The organism is Paenibacillus sp. HJGM_3 (assembly GCF_045062745.1).
Classification (GTDB): Bacteria; Bacillota; Bacilli; order Paenibacillales; family NBRC-103111; genus Paenibacillus_AA.
The window spans coordinates 82,889-103,318 of record NZ_JBJGED010000028.1 but is presented as its reverse complement, the minus strand read 5'-3'; the positions used below and the strand labels follow the sequence as shown (position 1 = coordinate 103,318).

The window sequence follows — 20,430 nt, the reverse complement described above, 5'->3', positions numbered from 1 at the left end:
GCTCCCTGCAAAAAAAAGGAATACTACGACAAACCGAGTAATTCACAACATGACTCCAAAATTAAGGGGCCGAGCCGTATTCACTAATTGAGATTGAGTTTTGGCACTTCGCTACAAAATAGAGGAAAATTTTTCATCTATTGCCCCGAATGGAGAGCTTGATTCTCATTTAAAAGAAAAATTTGCAGCTAATTCATACAAAAAAAAGGAGCCTGCAGTTCAGCATGAACGGCCAGGCTCCTCTCATTTACAACCTTAAAACGCAATCCGCGCCTCGATGAACGCCTTCAGCTCGCCGATCGGCATGCGCGTCTGCTCCATCGTGTCGCGGTCGCGCACGGTCACTTGGCCGTCGGTCTCCGACTCGAAGTCGTACGTGATGCAGAACGGCGTGCCGATCTCGTCGTGGCGGCGGTACCGCTTGCCGATCGAGCCGGACTCGTCGTAGTCGACGAGGAAGTGCTTCGCCAGATCGGCGAACACCGCTTGCGCGCCCTCGGACAGCTTCTTCGACAGCGGGAAGATCGCCGCCTTGTACGGCGCGAGCGCCGGGTGGAAGCGCAGCACGACGCGGCTGTCGTCGCCCTCGAGCTGCTGCTCCTCGTACGCGTCGATCAGGAACGCCAGCGTCACGCGGTCCGCGCCAAGCGACGGCTCGATGCAGTAAGGGATGTAGCGCTCATTGTTATCTTGGTCGATATAGTTGAAGTCTTCGCCCGAGTGCTCCATGTGCTGCTTCAAGTCGAAGTCGGTGCGGTCGGCAATGCCCCACAGCTCGCCCCAACCGAACGGGAACTTGTACTCGATGTCGGTCGTCGCGTTGCTGTAGTGGGAGAGCTCGTCGTCCGAATGGTCGCGCAGCCGGATGCTGTCCGGCTTCACGCCGAGCGACAGCAGCCACTGGTGGCAGTAGTTGCGCCAGTATTCGAACCACTTCAGGTCCTCGCCCGGCTTGCAGAAAAACTCCAGCTCCATCTGCTCGAACTCGCGCGTCCGGAACGTGAAGTTCCCCGGCGTAATCTCATTGCGGAAGCTCTTGCCGATCTGGCCGATGCCGAACGGCAGCTTCTTGCGCATCGTGCGCTGCACGTTTTTGAAGTTCACGAAGATCCCTTGCGCCGTCTCCGGACGGAGGTAGATCTGGTTCGTGCTCGATTCCGTCACGCCCTGGAACGTCTTGAACATCAGGTTGAACTGGCGGATGTCGGTGAAATCCTTGCTGCCGCAGTCCGGGCAGACGATGTTGTGCTCGCGGATCAGGTCCATCATCTGATCGAACGACAAGCCGTCGACGACCATCTCGATCCCCTTCGCATCGAGCGCGTTCTCGATGATTTTGTCCGCCCGGTGGCGGGCCTTGCACTGCTTGCAGTCGATCATCGGATCGTTGAAGTTGCCTACGTGGCCGGAGGCGACCCAAGCTTGCGGGTTCATCAGAATCGCCGCGTCCAAGCCGACGTTATACGGAGACTCTTGGATGAACTTCTTCCACCAGGCCTTCTTCACGTTGTTCTTCAGCTCCACGCCGAGCGGACCGTAGTCCCACGTGTTCGCCAAGCCTCCGTACACCTCGGAGCCCGGGAATACGAATCCCCGGTGTTTGGCCAGCGCTACGACTTGTTCCATTGTGACGCTCATTGATCTTCGCCCTCTCTTCGTTCAGGTATAGGGTCGACGGTTGCTTGGGGCAAGAGCGCGGGCCGGGGTGGGCCATACAAAAAAGCTCTCGTCGCCTAAGCATGATCGACATGCCTAGGGACGGGAGCTTCTCACCCGCGGTTCCACCCTAGTTGACGCCTCGCGCACATCCCCTTCCGGCGAACGGCGAAGCATCCCCTTTTCCTTACCAAACCACAGCTCCGGACCGCCTTTTCCCTGAATCCTCGCCCCGGGCTTTCACCATCCCCGGATCGCTATGCAGCAAGGGTGCAACAGGTACTATTCATCCTTCACAGCCGTACATCGTTTAGTTGGTCCTAATTGTACAGAAATTCCTCGAAAATTGCAATGCTCCTCCGCCCTTATCCCGCCCATATCCCGACCGCCCGCCGACGGATACTCAACTTCCCGATGAAGCATTCGCGCGATGAAGCTCGCGATACTGGCCCGGGGTCACCAGCTCCTGCTTTTTGAAGATCCGGATCAAATACGCCGGCTGATAGCCGAGCATCTCCGCAATGTCATTGATTTTCATATCCGACTGCTCGAGCAGCTCCTTGCATTTGTCGAGGCGCAGACGGGTCATATATTCGGTGTACGTCAGCCCGGTCGCCGCTTTGAACGCCCGGCTCAGCCGCGTCATATGGATGCCGTACGTGTCGGCGATCGACTCGAAGGTCAGCTCCTGCGCGTAGTGCTGCTCCATATGCTGAATCATCTGCTGCACGATATTGCGGAGCTGCAGCTCCTGCGAGTTCTGGACGGCGGACAAGTACGGGGCGAACACGACCTGCTCGAACCATTCCACCCGTTCGTCCATCTCCTTCAGCTGCATCAGCTCCTCGTACAGGTTGGTGTCCTTGTACAGCTCGATCATGTTGATCCCGGCCTTGAGCAGCGCTTCATGAATGGAGCCGAGCAGCTTCACCAGCGCGTTCTGGACGACCAAGTTCAATCCGGACTGGCTTTGGATATTTTTCATGAACAGTCTCAAGTTGCGCTTCGCCCCCTCATCGTCGCCGGATCGGAGCGCGTGCAGCAGACTTTTCTCGATCTCGAACGGATACGTCACGGACCGGCCGTCGGCCGCATGCAGGCTATCGAGCTGCAGCACCTGGTTGTGCTCGTTCAAGTCCCGGTACTGCAGCGCGTTCCTCGCTTCCTCGAGCCGGTCCGGGGCTTCCACGATCGAATCGGCCAGATTGCCGATCGCGACCGTAACCCGCAGCTTCAGCGCCACACTCAGCGAGGAGGTCGTCTGTTCGGCCATGTCCCGAAGCCGCTCGCGGATCTCCGACTCTCCCGATTCCCACGGAACCGCGATCATGACGCCGACGGACAAATCCTGATTGTTTAGGACGAAATACTTGTCATACCACGCCGAGCAAGTCTCTTGCACGATATTGTACTGGGCGAATGTAATCAACTGCTCGTCCTTGCTGGAAAATTGCGGCTTCCCGAAAATGCCGCTCAGCTGAAACACGAGGAACGCGAACCGGGATTCCCCCACGTCCCACTCGAGCAGCTTCAAGCGGTCGAGCAGCTCGCCCTCTTGCAGATAGTACAGGTGGCCCTGCAGCAGCTGCATCAGGAAGCCTTCCCTCATCGAGGGTGTCGCGTCCTGCAGCTTGCGCTCAAGCTCCTGCTTCTGGCTGAGCTGCTCGATCCAGCGCTTCTCGATATACGCCGCCTCGTCGAGCGAGCCCGGCTCGGCGTCGCGCTGGAACAAGTGCAGCAGCCGTCGCACCGGCCGGTACAGCCGCTCGGAGGCGACCCAGGACAGCACGAGCGCGAGGGCGATGCCGGACGAGCTGACGATCAGGATCAAGGTCGAGATCGATTCGACCGGCTGCATGATCGCGGAGAGCGGGGTCGCCGAGATGTACACCCACTCCTGACCGAAGCGCGACAGCGGGGCGTAAGAGACCGAATAGCGCTCGCCGGCCAGACGGGCCGTAGTCGTATGCGGCTCGCCGGCGAGCGACTCGGCCTGCTCCAGGATCGCGTCGGTGAAGGGCGCCGGCCTGCTCGCGTTATAGGACACGGCGACCGTCGTTCCGCGCTTCTCTCTGAGTGCCGTATAGCCGTCTTCCGCCGTGACGCTATTCAAATACTGATTCATGAACCGTTGGTTAATGTACACGATGAAGGCGCCGTACGCCTCTTGATCGTAGATCGTACGCTTCAGCTTCACCACGATCGCTTGACGCGGCTGAGCGCTCGTCGGGTACCGCACTTCGTGATGCCAAGTAATGTCCCGGTCCTGCTTCAGCAGCCCGCTGAAATAAGCGCGATCCTCCTCCCGGCTCAGCTGCCGGTAGCCGGTCTCGTCGCTCATGAACGTATTCGACTTTTGAATATAGAGCGAGACCTCCTGGATGAGCGGATTCGTGCTCCGCATAAGCGACAGCGACTGGTCGATATCCCGCTTCTTTTGGAATTGCTGGATGAAGTCCGTGTCCTCCAGCGAGCTGTTGAACGAAGGCTCCAGCGTCAGGCGGCCGACGAACAGCTCCAGCTGGGACAAGTAATCGTCGAAGCGCTGAACCGTCTGGTGCAGCTGCTTCTGGTGGGAGGCGTTCACCTCCTGCAAGATCCGGTTCGACCCGACTCCATACAGCACCGCCCCCATCACCGCAATCGGGATGCACGTAATGAGCAGGATCGTAATCAGACTTTTCCTGTACAGCGATCGCTTGGTGGTTTTCTGACGCAGCCATCTCATTCCACAGCCCTCCCCTGCCAGCCTCAAATAGCAGTTTATTTCGCTCCCGATCCGGCGAGCAACAAAGTGCAATCCCTTATATCTCCGTGCAAAAAAGCGCTTTCCAAACGCCCGAATCCGAATGAAAGAGGTTACTATTGCTCGAAATCGTAGCTTTAATTATCGTAAATGTCAAATCCGAATTGCAAGGGAGGCAGACATGTCATCCACATCGACATCGCGCACCGGGTCTGCGGCCGCACCGACACCGCAAGCGAAATCGGCGGCAAAACCGCATAGCAAGAATCAAGTCTGGGCGGACGTCGTCCGCGACAAATACCTATATTTACTAGCGCTGCCGGGGCTTCTATACTTGTTCGTCTTCAAGTACGTGCCGATCGGAGGCATCATCATCGCTTTCCAGAATTATTCCCCTTATATGGGCTTCCTGAAAAGCGAATGGGTCGGGCTGGAGCACTTCCAGAGGCTGTTCACGGATGACGATTTCTGGATGCTGTTCCGGAACACGATGGCGATCAGTCTGCTGAACCTGGTGTTCTTCTTCCCATTCCCGATCGTGCTCGCACTGCTCCTGAACGAGCTGCGCAGCATGGCGTTCAAGCGATCGATCCAGACGATCCTGTATCTCCCCCACTTCCTGTCCTGGGTCATCATCATCGGCTTCACGCTGCTCATGCTGTCCCAATCGGAAGGGCTTATTAACAAAATCATAGCCCACTACGGCGGCGAGACGATCCCGTTCCTGACCGAACCCGACTACTTCTGGATCCTCGTCACCCTGCAATCGATGTGGAAGGAAGCCGGCTGGGGCACGATCATTTTCCTCGCGGCGATCGCGGGCGTCGATCCACAGCTCTACGAGGCCGCCCGCGTCGACGGGGCGAGCCGGTGGCGGCAGGCGTGGCACATCACGCTGCCCTCGATCCGAAATGTGATCGCGATCTTGCTGATCCTACGCCTGGGCCACGTTATGGACGTAGGCTTCGAGCAAATCTACCTGATGATGAACGGGGCCGTAAGCGATGTCGCGGACGTATTCGACACGTACGTGTACCGCAAGGGCATCCAGCAGGGCGAATTCAGCTATAGCACCGCGGTCGGCTTGTTCAAATCCGCCGTCGGCTTCCTCTTGGTCCTGATCGCCAACAAGATCGCCAAGCGTTTCGGGGACGAAGGCGTCTTTTAACCCACATTTGTACAGAATAGGAGGGAATCGGTCATGAAATTATCCCGGGGCGAGCGCCTGTTTAACGGCTTCAATATCGCTTTCCTGCTGCTGCTCGGCGTAACCTGCTTGTTTCCGTTCTACTACATTGCCATCGTATCGTTCACCGACCCTACCGAGTACTACCAGAAGCCGTTCATCCTACTACCCGACCACTGGACGCTCGGCGCCTACAAGTACTTAATGTCTACGCCCGCGTTCCTGAATTCCATCCAGGTCAGCGGCTTCCTGGCGACGGTCGGTACCCTGCTCAGCCTGCTCGTCAGCTCCGGGCTCGCCTATGCGATCTCGCGGAAGCGGTTGCGGTTCCGGCGGACGCTCATGCTGCTCATCTTCCTGACGACTATCCTTCAGGCCGGCATGATTCCGTCTTATATGGTGGTCAAGGGGCTCGGCATGATCAACAGCATCTGGTCGCTCATTATTCCGGCCTTGACGGGCGGTTGGTACATCCTGCTTATGAAAGGCTTTTTTGACAGCATCCCCGACAGTCTCGAAGAGGCGGCCCGAATCGACGGCGCCCACGAGCTCGGCATCTTTTTCCGCATCATCTTGCCTCTGTCGCTGCCGGCGCTCGTTGCCTTCGGGCTGTTCTTCGCGGTAGGCTATTGGAACACGTTCTTCAGCGCCGTCATCTACCTGAACGACCATACGAAGTGGCCGCTGCAGGTACTGCTCCAGCAAATGCTGATCGACCCGATGACCGCGGTAGGCGGGGCTTCCACTCAGATCGCGTCCCAGGTGCGCATGCCGCCGGAGACGCTGAAGATGGCCGCCGTCATGATCGCCACGCTGCCCATCATGCTGGTGTATCCATTCCTGCAGAAGCACTTTGCCAAAGGGGCCATGGTCGGTTCTGTCAAGGGATGAGCTTATACAATTATGTTGAGGAGGACTGGATTACATGAATCAAAAGGGGAAAAAAGCGCTTTACACCCTCTCAACCGTCGGACTCGCGACCGCCGTGCTGCTAAGCGGCTGCGGTGGCACGAAAAATGAGCCGGCCAAGACGGGTAATGCCGGGGGAACGACCGGCGCTCCGACCGATGTCAGCTTGATGGTCATCAACTACGGGGCGCAATTCTCGGACCAGAACAACTTCTTGTGGAAAGAAATCGAGAAACGGACGAACACAAAGCTGAACATTACCTGGGTATCGCCGAACAACATCATCGAGAAGACGAACGTAACGCTGGCCTCCGGCGATATTCCGGACCTGATGTACCTGGAAGACCTGAATTTGGCGCAATTCCGCAGCATGGTCGCCCAAGGCGCATTCTGGGATTTGACCCCGTTCCTGAAGGATTATCCGAATTTCAAAAACATTCCGGCCTACGCCTGGGAGAACTCCAAGATTAACGGCAAAAACTTCGTCATCCCGAGACCGTATCCGATCGTGGGCGGCGGCTTGTTCCCCCTCATCCGCAAGGATTGGCTCGACAAGCTGAACCTCAAGATGCCGGAGACGCTCGAGGAATTCAAAGCCGCGCTGAAGGCGTTCGTGAACAACGATCCGGACGGCAACGGCCAGAAGGATACGACGGGATATGCGGCAACGGCCGGCTCGCTCAATTTCATCTATAATACGTACAACAACACGAACGGCGAGTGGAAAGAGAAGGACGGCAAGCTTACCCCGAATATAACCGAGGATGCTTCCCGCGAAGCTCTGCTCTACATCAAGGGCTTGTACGACGAGGGGCTGATCTCCAAGGACTTCTCGATTCTGAAGCTCTCCAATATCAATGAAGCGGTCAACAGCGGCAAAGCCGGCTCTGCGGGATACGCGATGAACAACGGGTGGAAATTCACCGAGGAGCTGCGCAAGTCGAATCCGAACGCCGCCATGGTGCCGATGCCTTATGTGAAAGGGCCGCAAGGCAACAAGTTCACGATCGCCACGTCCGGCTTCTACGGCGCCTTCGCGATTCCGAAGAAAGTGCCGGAGGACAAGGTGAAGAAGCTGCTCGCTTTCATGGATTACGGCTTCAGCTCGGAGGGCAATACGCTTGCGAACTACGGTGTGAAGGACACGCACTACACGGAAACGAACGGTTTGAAGAAGACGACCGAGAAGTTCGCCCAAGATTTGCTGGACGGCAATTTCATGGGGATCTATATGCTGAACAGCAACGACCTCGTTACGCTGGTGCCGGGGATCCCGAGCGACTTTTACGAGTTGAACAAGAAAGTGTACACCGAGCGGGAACAGGCGGCGCCCAAAGATCCTTCGGTCGGTCTCTTCTCGGAGTCGAATGCGAAGCTGTGGCCGGATATCAAGAAGAAAGTCGACGACATGCGGGTGAAGGTCATCCTAGGCCAAGAGAAGATTGAAGCCTACGACGCGTTCATCGCCAATTTGAAGAAAGACGGGGATCTGCAGAAAATTATTAAAGAAATGAACGACGCGTACGCCCAGAAGAACGGTAAGTAAACGAGGAAACTTCCAGCCCGCCATTGGAATGGGCTGGAAGTTTTTTGTTGCTCCTGACAATAACATTACCGCATAACGCTATTCGTCAAATCCAACCCATTGTGAAAAAATAAAGATTTGGCATCACGCTATTGCCCTTGACCTGCCCTTTTTTGGCCTAGACGTATGAATAACGCTAGCTCAGACCGCTATTTTTCAAGATTTGATCGTATCGGGACGAATAACGTTGTGTCATCACCTTACACACGCTGGGTAGCCCAGTCCGGGTTCGTGCGTTGCTCAGCGGAGCGCCTCCCATCGGGTCCACAGCTCGGGAGGATTCAGCTCGTACACTTCCTTCTCCCGGTACATGTACTGGTGCATGATGAGCTCTCGACGGAGCGTGGCGAAATCCTCGTGGAACTGCTTGATCCACGCATTCAGCTCCTTCTCCGGATATGCACGCCCCCGCTCGAGCTGCGACGCCATGTGCTCCAGGACGATCAGCTTCTTCTTCAGCTGCGCCGGAATATGCTTCAGCTTGCCCTCGGAGGTGAAAAAATTGCGCAGCACCGACTGCTTGAGCCGCGCGTCGCTCTCGAGTTTGTTGGACTCGTTCGTCTCCTGCATCTCCTGACCTTCTCCTTTCCTTCTGAAAATTAGATCGAGCACGGCATTCGCGTTCCCCCGGAGGAAATATTCGTTCAGCGAAAAGTAAATCGTGTTCTTCTCCCGCCGTTCATGAATGAGGCTCGCCTCGCGCAGCTTAGCCGCGTGATGCGTCACCGTCGCCGTCGAGACGCACAGCTTCTCGGCCAGCGCTTGGCCGTGCAGCTCCCCGTCGGCCAACAGCAGCAGCAGCTTGATGCGGGTCGGGTCGGCCAGCGCCTTGTGGTAATTGACGATTTTGTCCAATTGCATCGGGCGGATCGCTCCTTTCCCAGGAAATATAAACACATCTAATTAAAATTATGTTTAATTAGATGTTAATCAAATTAGGTGGCGATGTCAACCCCTGTTAGGGGGTCGTTTCGTTATTTGGTTATTTGTTTACTTCGCTGCTCCGTTACTTTGGGCGTCCAACTGGGCCATCCGCTCCCGGATTCTCCGCTTGCGGTACAGCATTTTGCCGGCCTCGGCTACATCCTGGACGGTTCCTTTGTTGATCATCGCGCCGAACAGGATACCGGCGATCGGCACGAGCTGGAACAGCTTCTTCCAGCCGAAATTGTCGCGGTACGTCATGATGACCTCCCGCCAGCCCTGCAGCTGCGAGACGACCTGCTGGCGGCCTGCGGCTTCGGTGAAGGCGTCCAGATCCTCGAGCACGGCCCGCTTCCCTACGATATCCGACGAGGCGAACTGCAGGCACTTCACGACGAAGATACGCTCCTGCTTCTCCTTCGGGTCGTAGCCGTAGCAGAGGGCGATCTCCTGCAGCACCTTGAGCGACATCCCGAGCAGCGCGGGAATGTCGATCGCGAGCGTGAAGATCCCGCCTATGCCGGTCGTGGCCCCCTGAACGGCGGCGAGCCGGGAGCGGGTGCCGCTGAGATCGTCCGCCACCCGGTCCATCACCGCGAGCGGCAGCCCCGCCGCCTGCGCCATCGTGATCGGGGCCGAAGGGTCCGCGTCCGACTCCTGTTTCAGCTTGTCGAGTATCGACCTCTCGGAGATGAGGTATTGGCCCCCGGTCTGGACGTAGCTGCCTAACTCGTTCAAGGCGAGCCCTATTTTCTCCTGCACGAACTTCGGGGTAATTCGGTCCAACAGCAGGAAAGGCAGCCGTCCGAGCTTCTCCCAGAACCAGAGATCCTTCTGCTCGCGCTCCCATTCCTGGATTCGTACAAGTTCCGCTTCCAGCTGCGCTCTAGTTTCCATCCGTTCCACTCCTTCTCTTCGCTGTAATGCTATACGCAATGGAGGCGGTTTGGATGCAAGCAACGGGTCAATCGCAGCGAACTCCATTGATGTAATAACTGTCCTCGCGATATGTGCGGAAGGCGACCTCTACCTCGGCGATGCCGAGACTGTGCACATGCTCGGTCAAGATGGCCGCCACCCGATCGCGAATCGGGTCCCCCCGTTCGAACCAGGCGACCTCGATGAACGGATACGGGTCGACCTGCTTCCCGTCGAACACCGACACGACCGGAAGGCAGTCGATCATGAAATTGTCTCTGCCGCACGAGCACGCCTCCGCCAATTGATCGACGACCGGCGTGCTGATCCGGCTCATTTGCTCTACCGTTATCCCTCTTACTAACAGATGCGGCATCCCGCTCTCCACTCCTTTTGTGTCCCCGCTATCTCACCCTCGTGCGAGCGCCCGGCCCGCGAATACGGCCGTCGGCTTCTCATTGCGAACCGCTACCTGACCGTTCACCAACACATGGGTGATGCCGATCGGCCCGCTTCGCGACAGCCGGTACGTAGCCGTGTCCGTAACCCGGTCCGGGTCGAAAATAACCAGATCCGCGGCGTAACCAACCCGGAGCTCGCCTCGATCATGCAAGCCGAACCGGTCGGCCGGCACCTTGGTCATCCGGTTGATCATCGTCTCCAGCCGGAACTCGTACTCGCGGCTGAACCGCAGCAGCCTCGGGAACGTCCCGAAGCCCCGCGGATGCGGGTTCGGGCCTACGGGAATGCTGTCCGAGCCGACCATGTAGTAGGGCCGCGACAGCAGCTCGAGGCAGTCCCGATTGAACCGGTCCCAGCCTTCGTCCGATTGGAAAATCGCGTCGTCGGCGTCAATGAAGCCGACCTCCAGCTTCTCCTCGAGAAGCAGATCGCATAGCATATCGGGAACCGATTGTCCCCGCTCCTGGGCCACATCCTTGAAATTCCGTCCGACGTACGTAGGGTTGCCTGGAACATGTGTGAAATATCCGCGGACGGGGATCGTGTTCCGCTCCATCCCTTCGATCAGCCGCTGCCGCTGCGATCGGTCGGCGAGCCGCTCCAGCATCGCGTCGTAGCCGTCCACCGCCCACCATAGCGGCATCAGGATGACCACGTAGCCGCTGCCGAACGGATACGGATACAGCTCCAGCGATACGTCCACCCCGCGCTCATGGGCCGCATCGATATCCTTCATGATTTTATGGACTTGCCCTGCGTCCGGGATACTCGTGCGATAATGCGAGAAGTGCAGCTTCGCCCCCGATCGCTCGGCGATCTCGATCGACTCGAGCACCGGATCGACGTACCTCCCCTCCCGGAACACCGTCCGGATATGGGTCACATACACGCTGTCGTGGGCGGCCGCCACCTTGCACAGCTCGACCATCTCGTCCGTATCGGAGAACGAGCAGGGGTAGTAGCTGAGCCCGGTGGAGAAGGCGACCGCGCCTTCCTCCAGCCCGCGGGCGAGGAGCGCCTGAGCCTGGGCGAGGTGAGGGCCGACGAGCGGAACGTCGCGCATCCCGACGGTCTCGAGACGGAGGGCGCCGTGCGGGACCTGGTAAGCCGTATTGATGGCGACCGTCCGGTCGAACTTCATGCGGTATTCCAGCACGGAAGACCAGTCAAGCGGAATGTCCGGGGCTCCGTTCAGTCCGGCGAGGAAGCGGAAGTACATGTGCCGATTGTCCTGGCTGAGGGGGGCGTAGGACAGTCCGTCCTGCCCGAGAATCTCGGTCGTGATGCCTTGGCAGAGACCGGCCGCATGCTGGCGGTCCCAGAGCAGCATCGTGTCCGAGTGCGTATGCGAGTCGATGAAGCCGGGGCAGACGATCTGCCCGCCTGCGTCGATTCGCTCCCGGACCTGCGCGTCTGCGATCTCGCCCCCCGACTCCTCCTCCCGTACGATCGCCTTGATGCGGCCGTCTTCGATGTAGACGTTCCCCCGGTACCGGTCCCGCCCGGTTCCGTCGATAATCATGGCATTGTGGATCAGGATCTCCGCTTGCATCGCTGCACCTCTCCCCATTCCTTATTCGGTTCTGTCTCCATTATAAGGGGGGCGGGCGACAGGAAAAAAGAGGAACGGATGTCCGTTCCTCTTTTCATCGGCGTCCTGCTGGAGGCATTGTAACCTTAGTCCTCGGACGCCAGCACGACGATCTTGCCGTGGTCGAGCTCGGCCTCCAGGCGGGCCGCTTCGGCCTGCGGAATGTCGAGCGACTCCATCTTCGCCCGGAGCTCGTCCCCTCTGGAGCGGAACAAGTTCGCGAGCGCCGTCAGGACGCCCTCCTCGGATACTCCGATCTTGGCGGCTCCTGTGGAATCCGCGACATAGTCGGTGCCTTCCTTGGTGTGGGTCAGGACGAAGATGTGGTCCCGGTCGAAGCCTTCCCGGCTGAATTCCTGCACCTGCCGGTGGGCTTCATTCATATTGGATGCAATCCTGTACTTAGTGTAAGTTTCCATGCTCGTAGCCTCCTCGGGTGATTAATAGCTTCTGCGACGGCCCATTATGAGCGAGATGACGAACAGGATCAGGAAGAGGAAGAACAAGATTTTGGCGATCCCGACCGCTGCGCCCGCGATTCCGAAGAATCCGAACACCCCCGCCACCAACGCTACGACTAGGAATACGATAGCCCATGATAACATTTGAATGCACCTCTCTTTGTTTGAATATTCAGATTAGTGTTTCATGTTACCTATTACCCGCTCCCTTCCGAGGTGAAACAGCATGGGATACGGCTTCGTTCTTCAGTCGCTCCGGGCGATCCTGTCGTTCGGGTCGTTCGGGTGATTCGGGTCGATCGAGTCGTTCGGGTCTCTCCAGCTGCTCCAACTGCTCCAGCCGATGCTCGATCCGCTTCAGAATTTGCTTCAGCTCCAGATTCTCCTGCTCCGCCTTGTAGTTGATGGCGAAGTCCATAATCGCCTCCTGCTTGTCGCGGGCGGCTTGGCGGTTCTGGCTCATGAGGATCACGGGCGCTTGAAACGCCGCTAGGCAGGACAGCACCAGATTCATCAGGATGAACGGCGGATCGTCGAAGTGGAACGTGAACGACAGCGTGTTCCAGATCATCCAGCCGATGAGGAACGTGGCGAAGATCACGATGAACGTCCAGCTGCCCCCGAAGGCGGCGATCCGATCGGCGATGCGTTCCGACAAGGACGTTCGCTTCTCTTGCTCCTCCTTCAAGTGGGCCTTGATCTTCTCGTTGTATTCGTACACCATCGTGGTGATGCGTTCGAGATTCTCGTCCAGCTCCTGACACTCCGGCTCCCGCTCCAGCTCCTCGTACAGCTCCTCCCGGCGGCGCAGCTCCTCCTCCGTCATGGCGGCTTCCTCCTGCATGTTCGGTCCCTCCCTCTCTATGGTGATTCACACTTTTAGAGTACTTAACACGGCTAAGGGGAGGGTGAAACAAATCGGATGCTGGCTCTGGCCCTATTGCTCAGGAGTGAAATTTTATTTTTTTATTCAAGGTTCGTTAAAGGTAGCGTGTTTATGATGGTAAATGTAAGGCAGCTGCTTACAATAAATCATTTGGAGGTATTAGATATGAAGGGTAAAATGATGGACTCGGCAAAAAAGAAAGCGGGCGTTGTTCTTCTTTTCGGGGCGCTTATCGCGGCACTAGGCGTAGGAACAGCTTATGCAGCAAACTTTCATCCTTCCTTGCAGGTTAAAATGGAAAACGGCGTAAGGCTCTATTCGACGGATGGTGGAAAGACCTGGAGCAAAAATGCACCCAACGGCGTAACGGTAAGCGACAATGACGGTAAACTCACCATCACGAACGGTACTCCGCCTAAAGATGGTGAAGGGAAAGGGACGCTGACCAAAGTGGAAAACGGCGTTAGAAGTTACTCCACGGACGGCGGCAAAACTTGGAGCGAAACGGCTCCTGACGGTGCAGAGGAAAGTATAACAACAGGCGAAGGTGGCAAAACCATCCATACGTTAGGCAATCCGTCCGGTGCTGTGAATGGAACAGCTTTACAAGTTAAAATCGAAAACGGCGTTAGGCTCTACTCCACGGACGGCGGTAACACCTGGAGCGAAACGGCTCCCAGCGGCGTAACGGTCAGCGACGAAGACGGCAAACTCACCATCTTGAATGGTACTCCGCCTAAAAATGGTGAAGCGGAGGGGACGTTTGTCAAAGTGGAAAACGGCGTTAGAAGTTACTCCACGGATGGCGGCAAAACTTGGAGCGAAACGGTTCCCGACGGTGCAGAGAACAGCTTAAACGGGGACAGAACGGAATAAGACTTCTGATAGCTCTGTCGCAGGGAGAAACACGAAAAAGGTTCCTCAACAAGGGGCTGGTCTCAGCTCCTTTGTTGTGGTAGCATCATGTTATTTCTCATTTTGAATGGCGGACAAGGAGGCATGAAATGAGGATTTTAATGGTTGAGGATGAAAGGTATATGGCGGAGGCTGTCGCTCAAGTGCTTAAACAGAATCACTATAGCGTTGATTTGGAGCATAATGGTGACGATGGACTGGACAGCGGGCTTTCCGGCATTTATGACATCATAATACTCGATATCATGCTCCCCAGATTGGACGGGATAAGCGTGCTCAAAGCATTGCGGCAAAACGACATTGAAACGCCCGTCATTCTGTTAACGGCCAGAGGCGAAACCGAGGACAAGATACGCGGGCTTGACAGCGGTGCTGACGATTATTTGGCGAAGCCATTCCACACGGACGAGCTGTTAGCTCGTTTGCGTGCATTGGGGCGCAGAAAATCCGAGTTGATCAATGACGGCATCCTTAAATATGGAAATATTGAGCTGAATCCGCTTACCCTCCTGCTTTGCTGTGGAAGCAAGGAGATAAAACTAACTTTAAAAGAATCCCAATTATTGGAGCTCCTAATAAAAAGAAATAGTATGATCCTTTCAAAAGAAAATATTATTGAAAAACTATGGGGTTATGATACGAAGGCCGAAGATAATCATGTAGAAATCCATGTATCCTTCTTAAGAAGAAAATTAAATCAACTGGAATCTAACGTTTTCATTCGGACTATACGGGGTGCGGGCTATATCTTAAATACGGGAAATGAAAGGGAGTAAAATGTTTACAAAGCTGCGCAACAAATTTCTCATCCTTAATATGTCCATTACTTCGATCGTGATGATTGCTGCGTTTGCTATCATATATTTCATCACCTACAGTAACATCCACTCGGAAATCAAAAGAAAATTGAGTTCGGGATCCCAAATGCAAATCACAATCGAAGGAACCGACTTGCCTGAAAATACGCAAAAAGGAGGAACCATTTCTTCTGTCCAAAATTTCTCTACGGATGGTCCTCTTTCTTTTAGTATCGAGGTGGACGCAGATGGCAAGATTTTAAAAGTCGACTCCTTTATTGATATGCCTGATGAAGCTTATTCTAAAGCTGCCGCGACCGCCTGGAGCAATAAAAAAAACAATTCCGCAATAACCTTGGAGGGCAAACAATGGCAATATGCTGTAACCCGAATGAGCAAGCATGTTATTCTAAGTAACGGACAACAGTATACCGCCGACGAAAACAAGTATCAGATCCTATTTTTAGATGTAACGGAATCCGACAAAACTTTATTTCAACTGCTTACTACATTACTTTTCGTAGGATTGATTATGCTTTTTGTTATTTTTCTGATTAGTCTTTACTTTGCGAACCGGGCCATTAAACCGATAGCCGAAACTTGGGAAAAGCAGAAACAATTTGTTGCCGATGCTTCTCATGAATTGAAAACACCGCTTTCCATCATAAACGCAAATTACGACGCACTGTTGGCAAATCAGGAAGAAACGATTAAAAGTCAAATAAAATGGCTGGGTTATATAAAAATCGGAACGGATCGAATGGCAACCCTGATAAACGACCTTTTGTCTTTGGCCAGGATAGAGGATGTAAATTTTGAAACGCGAAAAATGCCATTTAATATGAGCAACGTCATTCATGATGTGATGTTGTCGATGGAAGCCGCAAGGATTGAAAAAAGGATTAACCTTTCCCATTCGGTAGTCCCTGACGTCATTGTTAAAGGCGATTCGGAAAGAGTTAAACAGGTTGTCACGATTTTATTCGATAATGCCATCAAATATACAAATGATAATGGGCAGATTGAGATATCCCTAAGAAAATCAAAACGCCATGTTAAATATCATATTACAAATAGCGGAAAAGGAATTGCTAAACAAGACTTGCCGAAAGTTTTTGACCGATTTTATAGAGCAGACCCCTCCAGAACGCACGAAATCGTCGGTTATGGCCTGGGATTATCGATTGCGAAAACAATCGCAGACCGGTTGGGCGGCGAGATCCACGTCACGAGTGTGGAAAACGATTGCACGACTTTTACGTTTACACTTGGAGTATAGGGTATCAAGGATAAGCAACTCAACTACTTGCGGAAGACAAAAAAGAGAGAGCCAGATCCGAGATCGGCACTCTCTTCGAGGGAAATACGATTAGCGCAGCGTTTTTAAGGCGCCGCTCCACGCCAGCACTTGGTTCAGCATCTCATTCACGTTGTTCAGATGCAAGTCGGCCGGCTTGAAGGTAGTGTAGTTCTCGAAATCCGTGAACAGATTCAAGGCAGGGTGCACGCGGACGTCGGCGACCTGCAATTCACCCAAAATGCCCCGCAAATGCTCCGCTGCCCGAGCGCCGCCCACGGAACCATAGCTTACGATGCCCGCCGCTTTATTGTTCCAGGCTTCGCGGGCACAATCGAGCGCGTTTTTCAAAGCTCCCGTTATGCTGTGATTGTATTCGGCTACGATAAAGACGAACCCGTCGAGGCTCGCCAGTTTGCCATTCCAAGCGGCCACTTGCTCCGTCGCATCCGCTTCTCCCAAGAGCGGAAGCTTGTAGTCCGCGATGTCCACGATTTCGTAATTCGCATCGCCCCGCTTGTCGGCGACGCTCTTCACCCATTGCCCCACCTGAGGGCTGACGCGGCCCTGGCGCGTGCTCCCCAGAATGATCCCGATATTCAAATTCGACATAGCTTGGCCTCCCTGAATTTAGTACATCCCCCATAATGTGCCCGTTCCATCAGGACATATACGTGGTTCGATGCTTCAGGGAGGGCCGGGATTGGCTGCGGTTAGACAGGCTTCCACAGGCGTTCGACTTGCAGCAATTGCGTATCGTGGAATTCCGCGCGGTAAATGTCAGGCTTCGAGGTGGATTTCCAGAATTCATACCCATAGGACGGGTCAAAATAGCTCAGCATGATCGTCATGATGTTCCCGTGCGTTCCTACAGCAATCTTCCGGCCCTTGTAATCCGATAGCAGCTTCAACAAAATCGGGATCGCCCGCTCCTGCGCCTGGCGGGTCGACTCGCCGTCCGGCATGCGATAGTCGGGGTCGCGGAACGATCTTTCGATCGCAGCGAGCAGCTCTTCTTCGGGATATCCCTGGTGCAGGCCGGCGATCGGCCGCTCGATCAGCTCCTCATAGAGCGTAATGTCCATCCCCAGCCGCTCGGCGAGTGGCGCGACGGTCTCGCGGGCTCGGTGATACGCGCTGGAGACGATGACGTCGATCTGCTCTTCCTTCATCAGCTCCGCTACGCGTATGGCGTCCCGCTGGCCCTGCTCATTCAGATTCGCCCCCCGGTCCCGCTCCTTCTCAAGCGAGAAAGGGGCGATGCCGTGCCTTACGAAATAAATGGATGTCTTCATCTTCCTCTCCCTTCTATGTATCAATCTACAGGCAAATAGCCTTTCGCCGCCGCATCGCGGACGAGCTGCTGAGCAAACTGCCACAGCCCTTCGGAGCCTTCGCCGATCTGCGCGTTCCTCTTCAGCACCATGTCGAGCTTGATGCCGTGCTGCTTCCACGTCTTCCCCTCGGTGTAATAGTTCTGCAGCAGCGGTGCGAGCCGGTCCAGCGCCCCGGCGAACTTCGACTCGGGTGTCGTTCGCGCTTCGAACTCGAGCCACAGCTCGAGCAGCTCCCGGCCTTGCTCCTCCGGCAGCAGCCCGAAGATCCGCCGGGCGGCCTCCTGCTCGGAGCTCATCTTCAGTTCCCGGCTCGCGGTATCATACGGGGAGAAGTCCCCGGCGTCGATCTCCACGAGATCGTGCACGAGCAGCATCTTGACGACGCGCAGCAGATCGACGGCCGACTCGTTGGCATATTCTTGGAAGATCAGCGCCATCGTCGCCAGATGCCACGAATGCTCCGCATCGTTCTCATTGCGGGAGCGGTCTGTGAGGAACGCTCTGCGGTACACGCTCTTCAGCTTGTCGATCTCGACGATAAACGCCAATTGTTGTTTGAACCGTTCCATATCGATGTTCAATTCCATGTTCGCGTACGTCCTTTGCATGAGTCTAGGGGCTTACAATAATAATAACCGTTCCAATCCAATGGCGCTGATCAAAAACCGTTCCTTTCGGTTATTCCGCAACTGCTGCGTCCAGTCTACGAATCCTCCGTCGCCTATGTAATGGTCTTTGCCTTGGATGGTCGTCTTGATCGTAAATTGGAGCCCTTGGTAGTAGCGATTGTCCGTCTTCGCCGGGTTGATCGCCGTCCGGACCGGGATGGATTGCTCTTCACCGGCTCTCCGGATTCGCTGCACCAAATCATCGGCGTTCTTGTATCCACCCCGTGCATTAAGGATGATCTCGATCTCCGAATCGAACCGTGTATGAAAGATGTCCCGGTACGCCCGGATGTGCTCCCAGAACGCACCGATCTCAAACGAATAGGACCCCCGATCGATCCCAGAGGATACGAGGCAGAGGACTTGAAAATGGGCGAACATCCCGGGCGCCTTAGGAACCTGCTGCGCTCTGACATGCCGATGCGTGGTGCAGAAATGAAGATTGCACGCGCGGTTGTCCAAGGAACCGTTCTGCAAGCCTTCGCTCACGTGCAGCGCCAGCAGGTTGGTCGCATCCGCCACGACTTCCGTCCCCCGTGTAGCGGAAATAATTTTGTTCTGATCGGCGGTCGCGACGATCGAGCAAGAGCCGATCGGGGCGACCGGCGACAGCTGCACCGGCGTGAAACCATGCTGCCGGGCGATTCGGAGGACGTCCAGCTCGAGTTGCCTCAAGTCTATCGGATCGACGACGGCCGGCTTCACGAACCGGTTATCCCGGTACCGCCTCAGCAGCTCCGCCGCCGAGCCCGCTCCCGTCCTGGACCGGTACACCTCCAAGAGCAAGCTGTTCAGCTCGGAGCCGGACAATTGATCCGCCAGGACATTCACAAGCTCTTTCATCTTGTCTCGACCCAGCCTCCGTGCGATTCCGGATGTATCGTTGCTTTCTTCGGCCATCGTAACGCCTCCCCCATGCTAGCTTTTGGCAATTTACCCCATTCTAGGGTGAAGGTGCGGCAATGTCAATGCGAGTTCGCGAAGGGTGGCAGAGGGAAATCCTCCACTTCTTTTTGTCGTTTTGGGGCAAAACGCCAATACATAGAGGAAAACCTCCCTCTCTTCGAGCTCGCGAGGCTTGAAACCGAGCGATCCGCGAAAAAGTGAGGGAGGTTTTCCTCTTTTTGTCTATGCAGCAGACTGTTTGGCATCAAGAAGAGGGAGGTTTTCCCTCACCCGGACGGGTGTCGTGCCACACGCCACCAGAAGCCCGCAGCCTACCGCACCTTCCGGTAAATGCGCTCCGCCGGCACGAAGTCCTCGTACACCGCGCCATTCTCGAGGAACAGGAGCGACTCCTTGTTGCCGAGGCCCAGGAACCCGCCCACGGACAAGCTGTTGTAGAACAAGTCGTGCACCCGGTTCTGCAGCTCGCCGTCGAAGTAGATCAGCACGTTGCGGCAGATGATGACGTGGAATTCGTTAAACGACCGGTCCGTGACGAGGTTGTGCTGCGCAAACATGATATGGTTCCGCAGCGAAGGTCGGAAGTAAGCGTACTGGTGGTCCGTGCTGTAATATTCGGAAAACGCCTTGGTCCCCCCGGCATCGAGGTAATTCTTGGTGAACAGCTGCATGTGCTTCAGCGGATAGGCGCCCCGTTTGGCCGTCTCGATGACGCTGGCGTTCATATCGGTCGCATACAGCTTTACGCGCTCGGCCAAGCCCTCCTCCTCGAGCAGGATGGCCATGGAGTACACTTCTTCGCCCGACGCGCAGCCGGCATGCCAGATCCGGATCTCGGGCAGCCCCTGGAGGAAGGGCACGACCTGCTCCCGGAACGACTGGAAGAAAGCCGGATCACGGAACATCTCCGTCACCTTGATCGAGAAATCCCCGAGCAGCCGCTCGACGTACCCGGGCTCATGCAACACGCGGTCGAGCAGCGCGGTCACCGTCGGAATGCGGTCGAGGCGCATCCGGTTCAGGATGCGCCTACGCAGGGAGGATCGCACATAGCCGCGAAAATCGAACCCATACCAACGGTGCAAGCCGTCCAAGAGCAGGCCGATCTCGATCTGCTCCAGCTCGTCGCCTTGCTCCTCCACCCGCGCGTCCAGCTCCTTCTCTTCGTTATGGTCCATGCTCATCC

Annotated in this window: 20 protein-coding genes; 6 read left to right on the top strand and 14 right to left on the bottom strand. The window is 55.8% G+C overall.

The annotated features are described in order from the left end of the window. Window positions 1–255: 255 nt before the first annotated feature. A complete protein-coding gene (locus ACI5FR_RS26105) occupies window positions 256–1,638 on the bottom strand; it encodes a glycine--tRNA ligase (protein WP_405459915.1) in 1,383 nt (460 codons plus the stop codon). Between the two features lie 421 nt (window positions 1,639–2,059). Then, window positions 2,060–4,384, bottom strand: a complete 2,325-nt coding sequence (locus ACI5FR_RS26100) for an AraC family transcriptional regulator (protein ID WP_405459913.1) — start codon at window positions 4,382–4,384, stop codon at window positions 2,060–2,062. Between the two features lie 199 nt (window positions 4,385–4,583). Here ACI5FR_RS26100 and ACI5FR_RS26095 point away from each other — a divergent pair, with 199 nt between their 5' ends. From ACI5FR_RS26095 to ACI5FR_RS26085, 3 genes are read left to right on the top strand one after another with little or no spacing between them, the layout of a single operon-like run. Next, window positions 4,584–5,570 (top strand): ABC transporter permease, encoded by a 987-nt coding sequence (locus ACI5FR_RS26095; RefSeq protein ID WP_405459911.1) that lies wholly within the window; start codon window positions 4,584–4,586, stop codon window positions 5,568–5,570. Window positions 5,571–5,603: 33 nt separating this feature from the next. Continuing rightward, entirely contained in the window at window positions 5,604–6,479 is an 876-nt protein-coding gene (locus tag ACI5FR_RS26090) for a carbohydrate ABC transporter permease (RefSeq protein WP_405459909.1), read from the top strand. A gap of 34 nt (window positions 6,480–6,513) precedes the next feature. Beyond that, the gene (locus ACI5FR_RS26085; protein ID WP_405459906.1) at window positions 6,514–8,043 is read left to right on the top strand and encodes an extracellular solute-binding protein; all 1,530 of its coding nucleotides are present in this window, start codon (window positions 6,514–6,516) and stop codon (window positions 8,041–8,043) included. Window positions 8,044–8,322: 279 nt separating this feature from the next. Here the strand turns inward: ACI5FR_RS26085 and ACI5FR_RS26080 are convergent, their stop codons facing one another. The 7 genes from ACI5FR_RS26080 to ACI5FR_RS26050 form a co-directional block, all read right to left on the bottom strand. Continuing rightward, entirely contained in the window at window positions 8,323–8,943 is a 621-nt protein-coding gene (locus ACI5FR_RS26080; protein WP_405459904.1) for a metalloregulator ArsR/SmtB family transcription factor, read from the bottom strand. Window positions 8,944–9,072: 129 nt separating this feature from the next. Continuing rightward, on the bottom strand, window positions 9,073–9,903 hold the full coding sequence (locus tag ACI5FR_RS26075) for an EcsC family protein (protein ID WP_405459902.1): 831 nt from the start codon (window positions 9,901–9,903) through the stop codon (window positions 9,073–9,075). A gap of 67 nt (window positions 9,904–9,970) precedes the next feature. Next, window positions 9,971–10,300: a DUF1904 family protein gene (locus ACI5FR_RS26070; protein ID WP_405459900.1), complete on the bottom strand. Its 330-nt coding sequence runs from the start codon at window positions 10,298–10,300 to the stop codon at window positions 9,971–9,973. Between the two features lie 33 nt (window positions 10,301–10,333). Beyond that, the gene (locus ACI5FR_RS26065; protein ID WP_405459898.1) at window positions 10,334–11,938 is read right to left on the bottom strand and encodes an N-acyl-D-amino-acid deacylase family protein; all 1,605 of its coding nucleotides are present in this window, start codon (window positions 11,936–11,938) and stop codon (window positions 10,334–10,336) included. Between the two features lie 125 nt (window positions 11,939–12,063). Further along, window positions 12,064–12,396 carry a YflT domain-containing protein gene (locus ACI5FR_RS26060; RefSeq protein ID WP_405459896.1) on the bottom strand — a complete coding sequence of 111 codons (333 nt, stop codon included), beginning with the start codon at window positions 12,394–12,396 and terminating at the stop codon, window positions 12,064–12,066. 21 nt (window positions 12,397–12,417) lie between these two features. Next, on the bottom strand, window positions 12,418–12,582 hold the full coding sequence (locus ACI5FR_RS26055; RefSeq protein WP_405459894.1) for a DUF1328 domain-containing protein: 165 nt from the start codon (window positions 12,580–12,582) through the stop codon (window positions 12,418–12,420). A gap of 46 nt (window positions 12,583–12,628) precedes the next feature. Continuing rightward, window positions 12,629–13,282, bottom strand: a complete 654-nt coding sequence (locus ACI5FR_RS26050) for a DUF1003 domain-containing protein (RefSeq protein WP_405459892.1) — start codon at window positions 13,280–13,282, stop codon at window positions 12,629–12,631. A gap of 78 nt (window positions 13,283–13,360) precedes the next feature. Between ACI5FR_RS26050 and ACI5FR_RS26045 the strand changes: the two genes are divergently transcribed. The 3 genes from ACI5FR_RS26045 (at window position 13,361) to ACI5FR_RS26035 (ending at window position 16,315) form a co-directional block, all read left to right on the top strand. After that, window positions 13,361–14,200 carry a sialidase family protein gene (locus ACI5FR_RS26045; protein WP_405459890.1) on the top strand — a complete coding sequence of 280 codons (840 nt, stop codon included), beginning with the start codon at window positions 13,361–13,363 and terminating at the stop codon, window positions 14,198–14,200. Window positions 14,201–14,328: 128 nt separating this feature from the next. Beyond that, window positions 14,329–15,015, top strand: coding sequence for a response regulator transcription factor (locus ACI5FR_RS26040; RefSeq protein ID WP_405459888.1), 687 nt, complete (start codon window positions 14,329–14,331; stop codon window positions 15,013–15,015). Between the two features lies 1 nt (window position 15,016). Continuing rightward, window positions 15,017–16,315: a sensor histidine kinase gene (locus ACI5FR_RS26035; protein ID WP_405459887.1), complete on the top strand. Its 1,299-nt coding sequence runs from the start codon at window positions 15,017–15,019 to the stop codon at window positions 16,313–16,315. Window positions 16,316–16,405: 90 nt separating this feature from the next. Here ACI5FR_RS26035 and ACI5FR_RS26030 read toward each other — a convergent pair whose 3' ends face one another. The 5 genes from ACI5FR_RS26030 to ACI5FR_RS26010 form a co-directional block, all read right to left on the bottom strand. Further along, a complete protein-coding gene (locus ACI5FR_RS26030; protein ID WP_405459885.1) occupies window positions 16,406–16,945 on the bottom strand; it encodes an NADPH-dependent FMN reductase in 540 nt (179 codons plus the stop codon). A gap of 101 nt (window positions 16,946–17,046) precedes the next feature. Then, window positions 17,047–17,628, bottom strand: coding sequence for a histidine phosphatase family protein (locus ACI5FR_RS26025; protein ID WP_405459882.1), 582 nt, complete (start codon window positions 17,626–17,628; stop codon window positions 17,047–17,049). Window positions 17,629–17,648: 20 nt separating this feature from the next. Beyond that, window positions 17,649–18,257, bottom strand: coding sequence for an HD domain-containing protein (locus ACI5FR_RS26020; protein WP_405459879.1), 609 nt, complete (start codon window positions 18,255–18,257; stop codon window positions 17,649–17,651). A gap of 33 nt (window positions 18,258–18,290) precedes the next feature. Then, window positions 18,291–19,238, bottom strand: coding sequence for a hypothetical protein (locus ACI5FR_RS26015; protein WP_405459877.1), 948 nt, complete (start codon window positions 19,236–19,238; stop codon window positions 18,291–18,293). A 317-nt stretch (window positions 19,239–19,555) separates the two neighbouring features. Further along, window positions 19,556–20,422, bottom strand: a complete 867-nt coding sequence (locus ACI5FR_RS26010) for a CheR family methyltransferase (RefSeq protein ID WP_405459875.1) — start codon at window positions 20,420–20,422, stop codon at window positions 19,556–19,558. Between the last annotated feature and the right edge of the window lie 8 nt (window positions 20,423–20,430).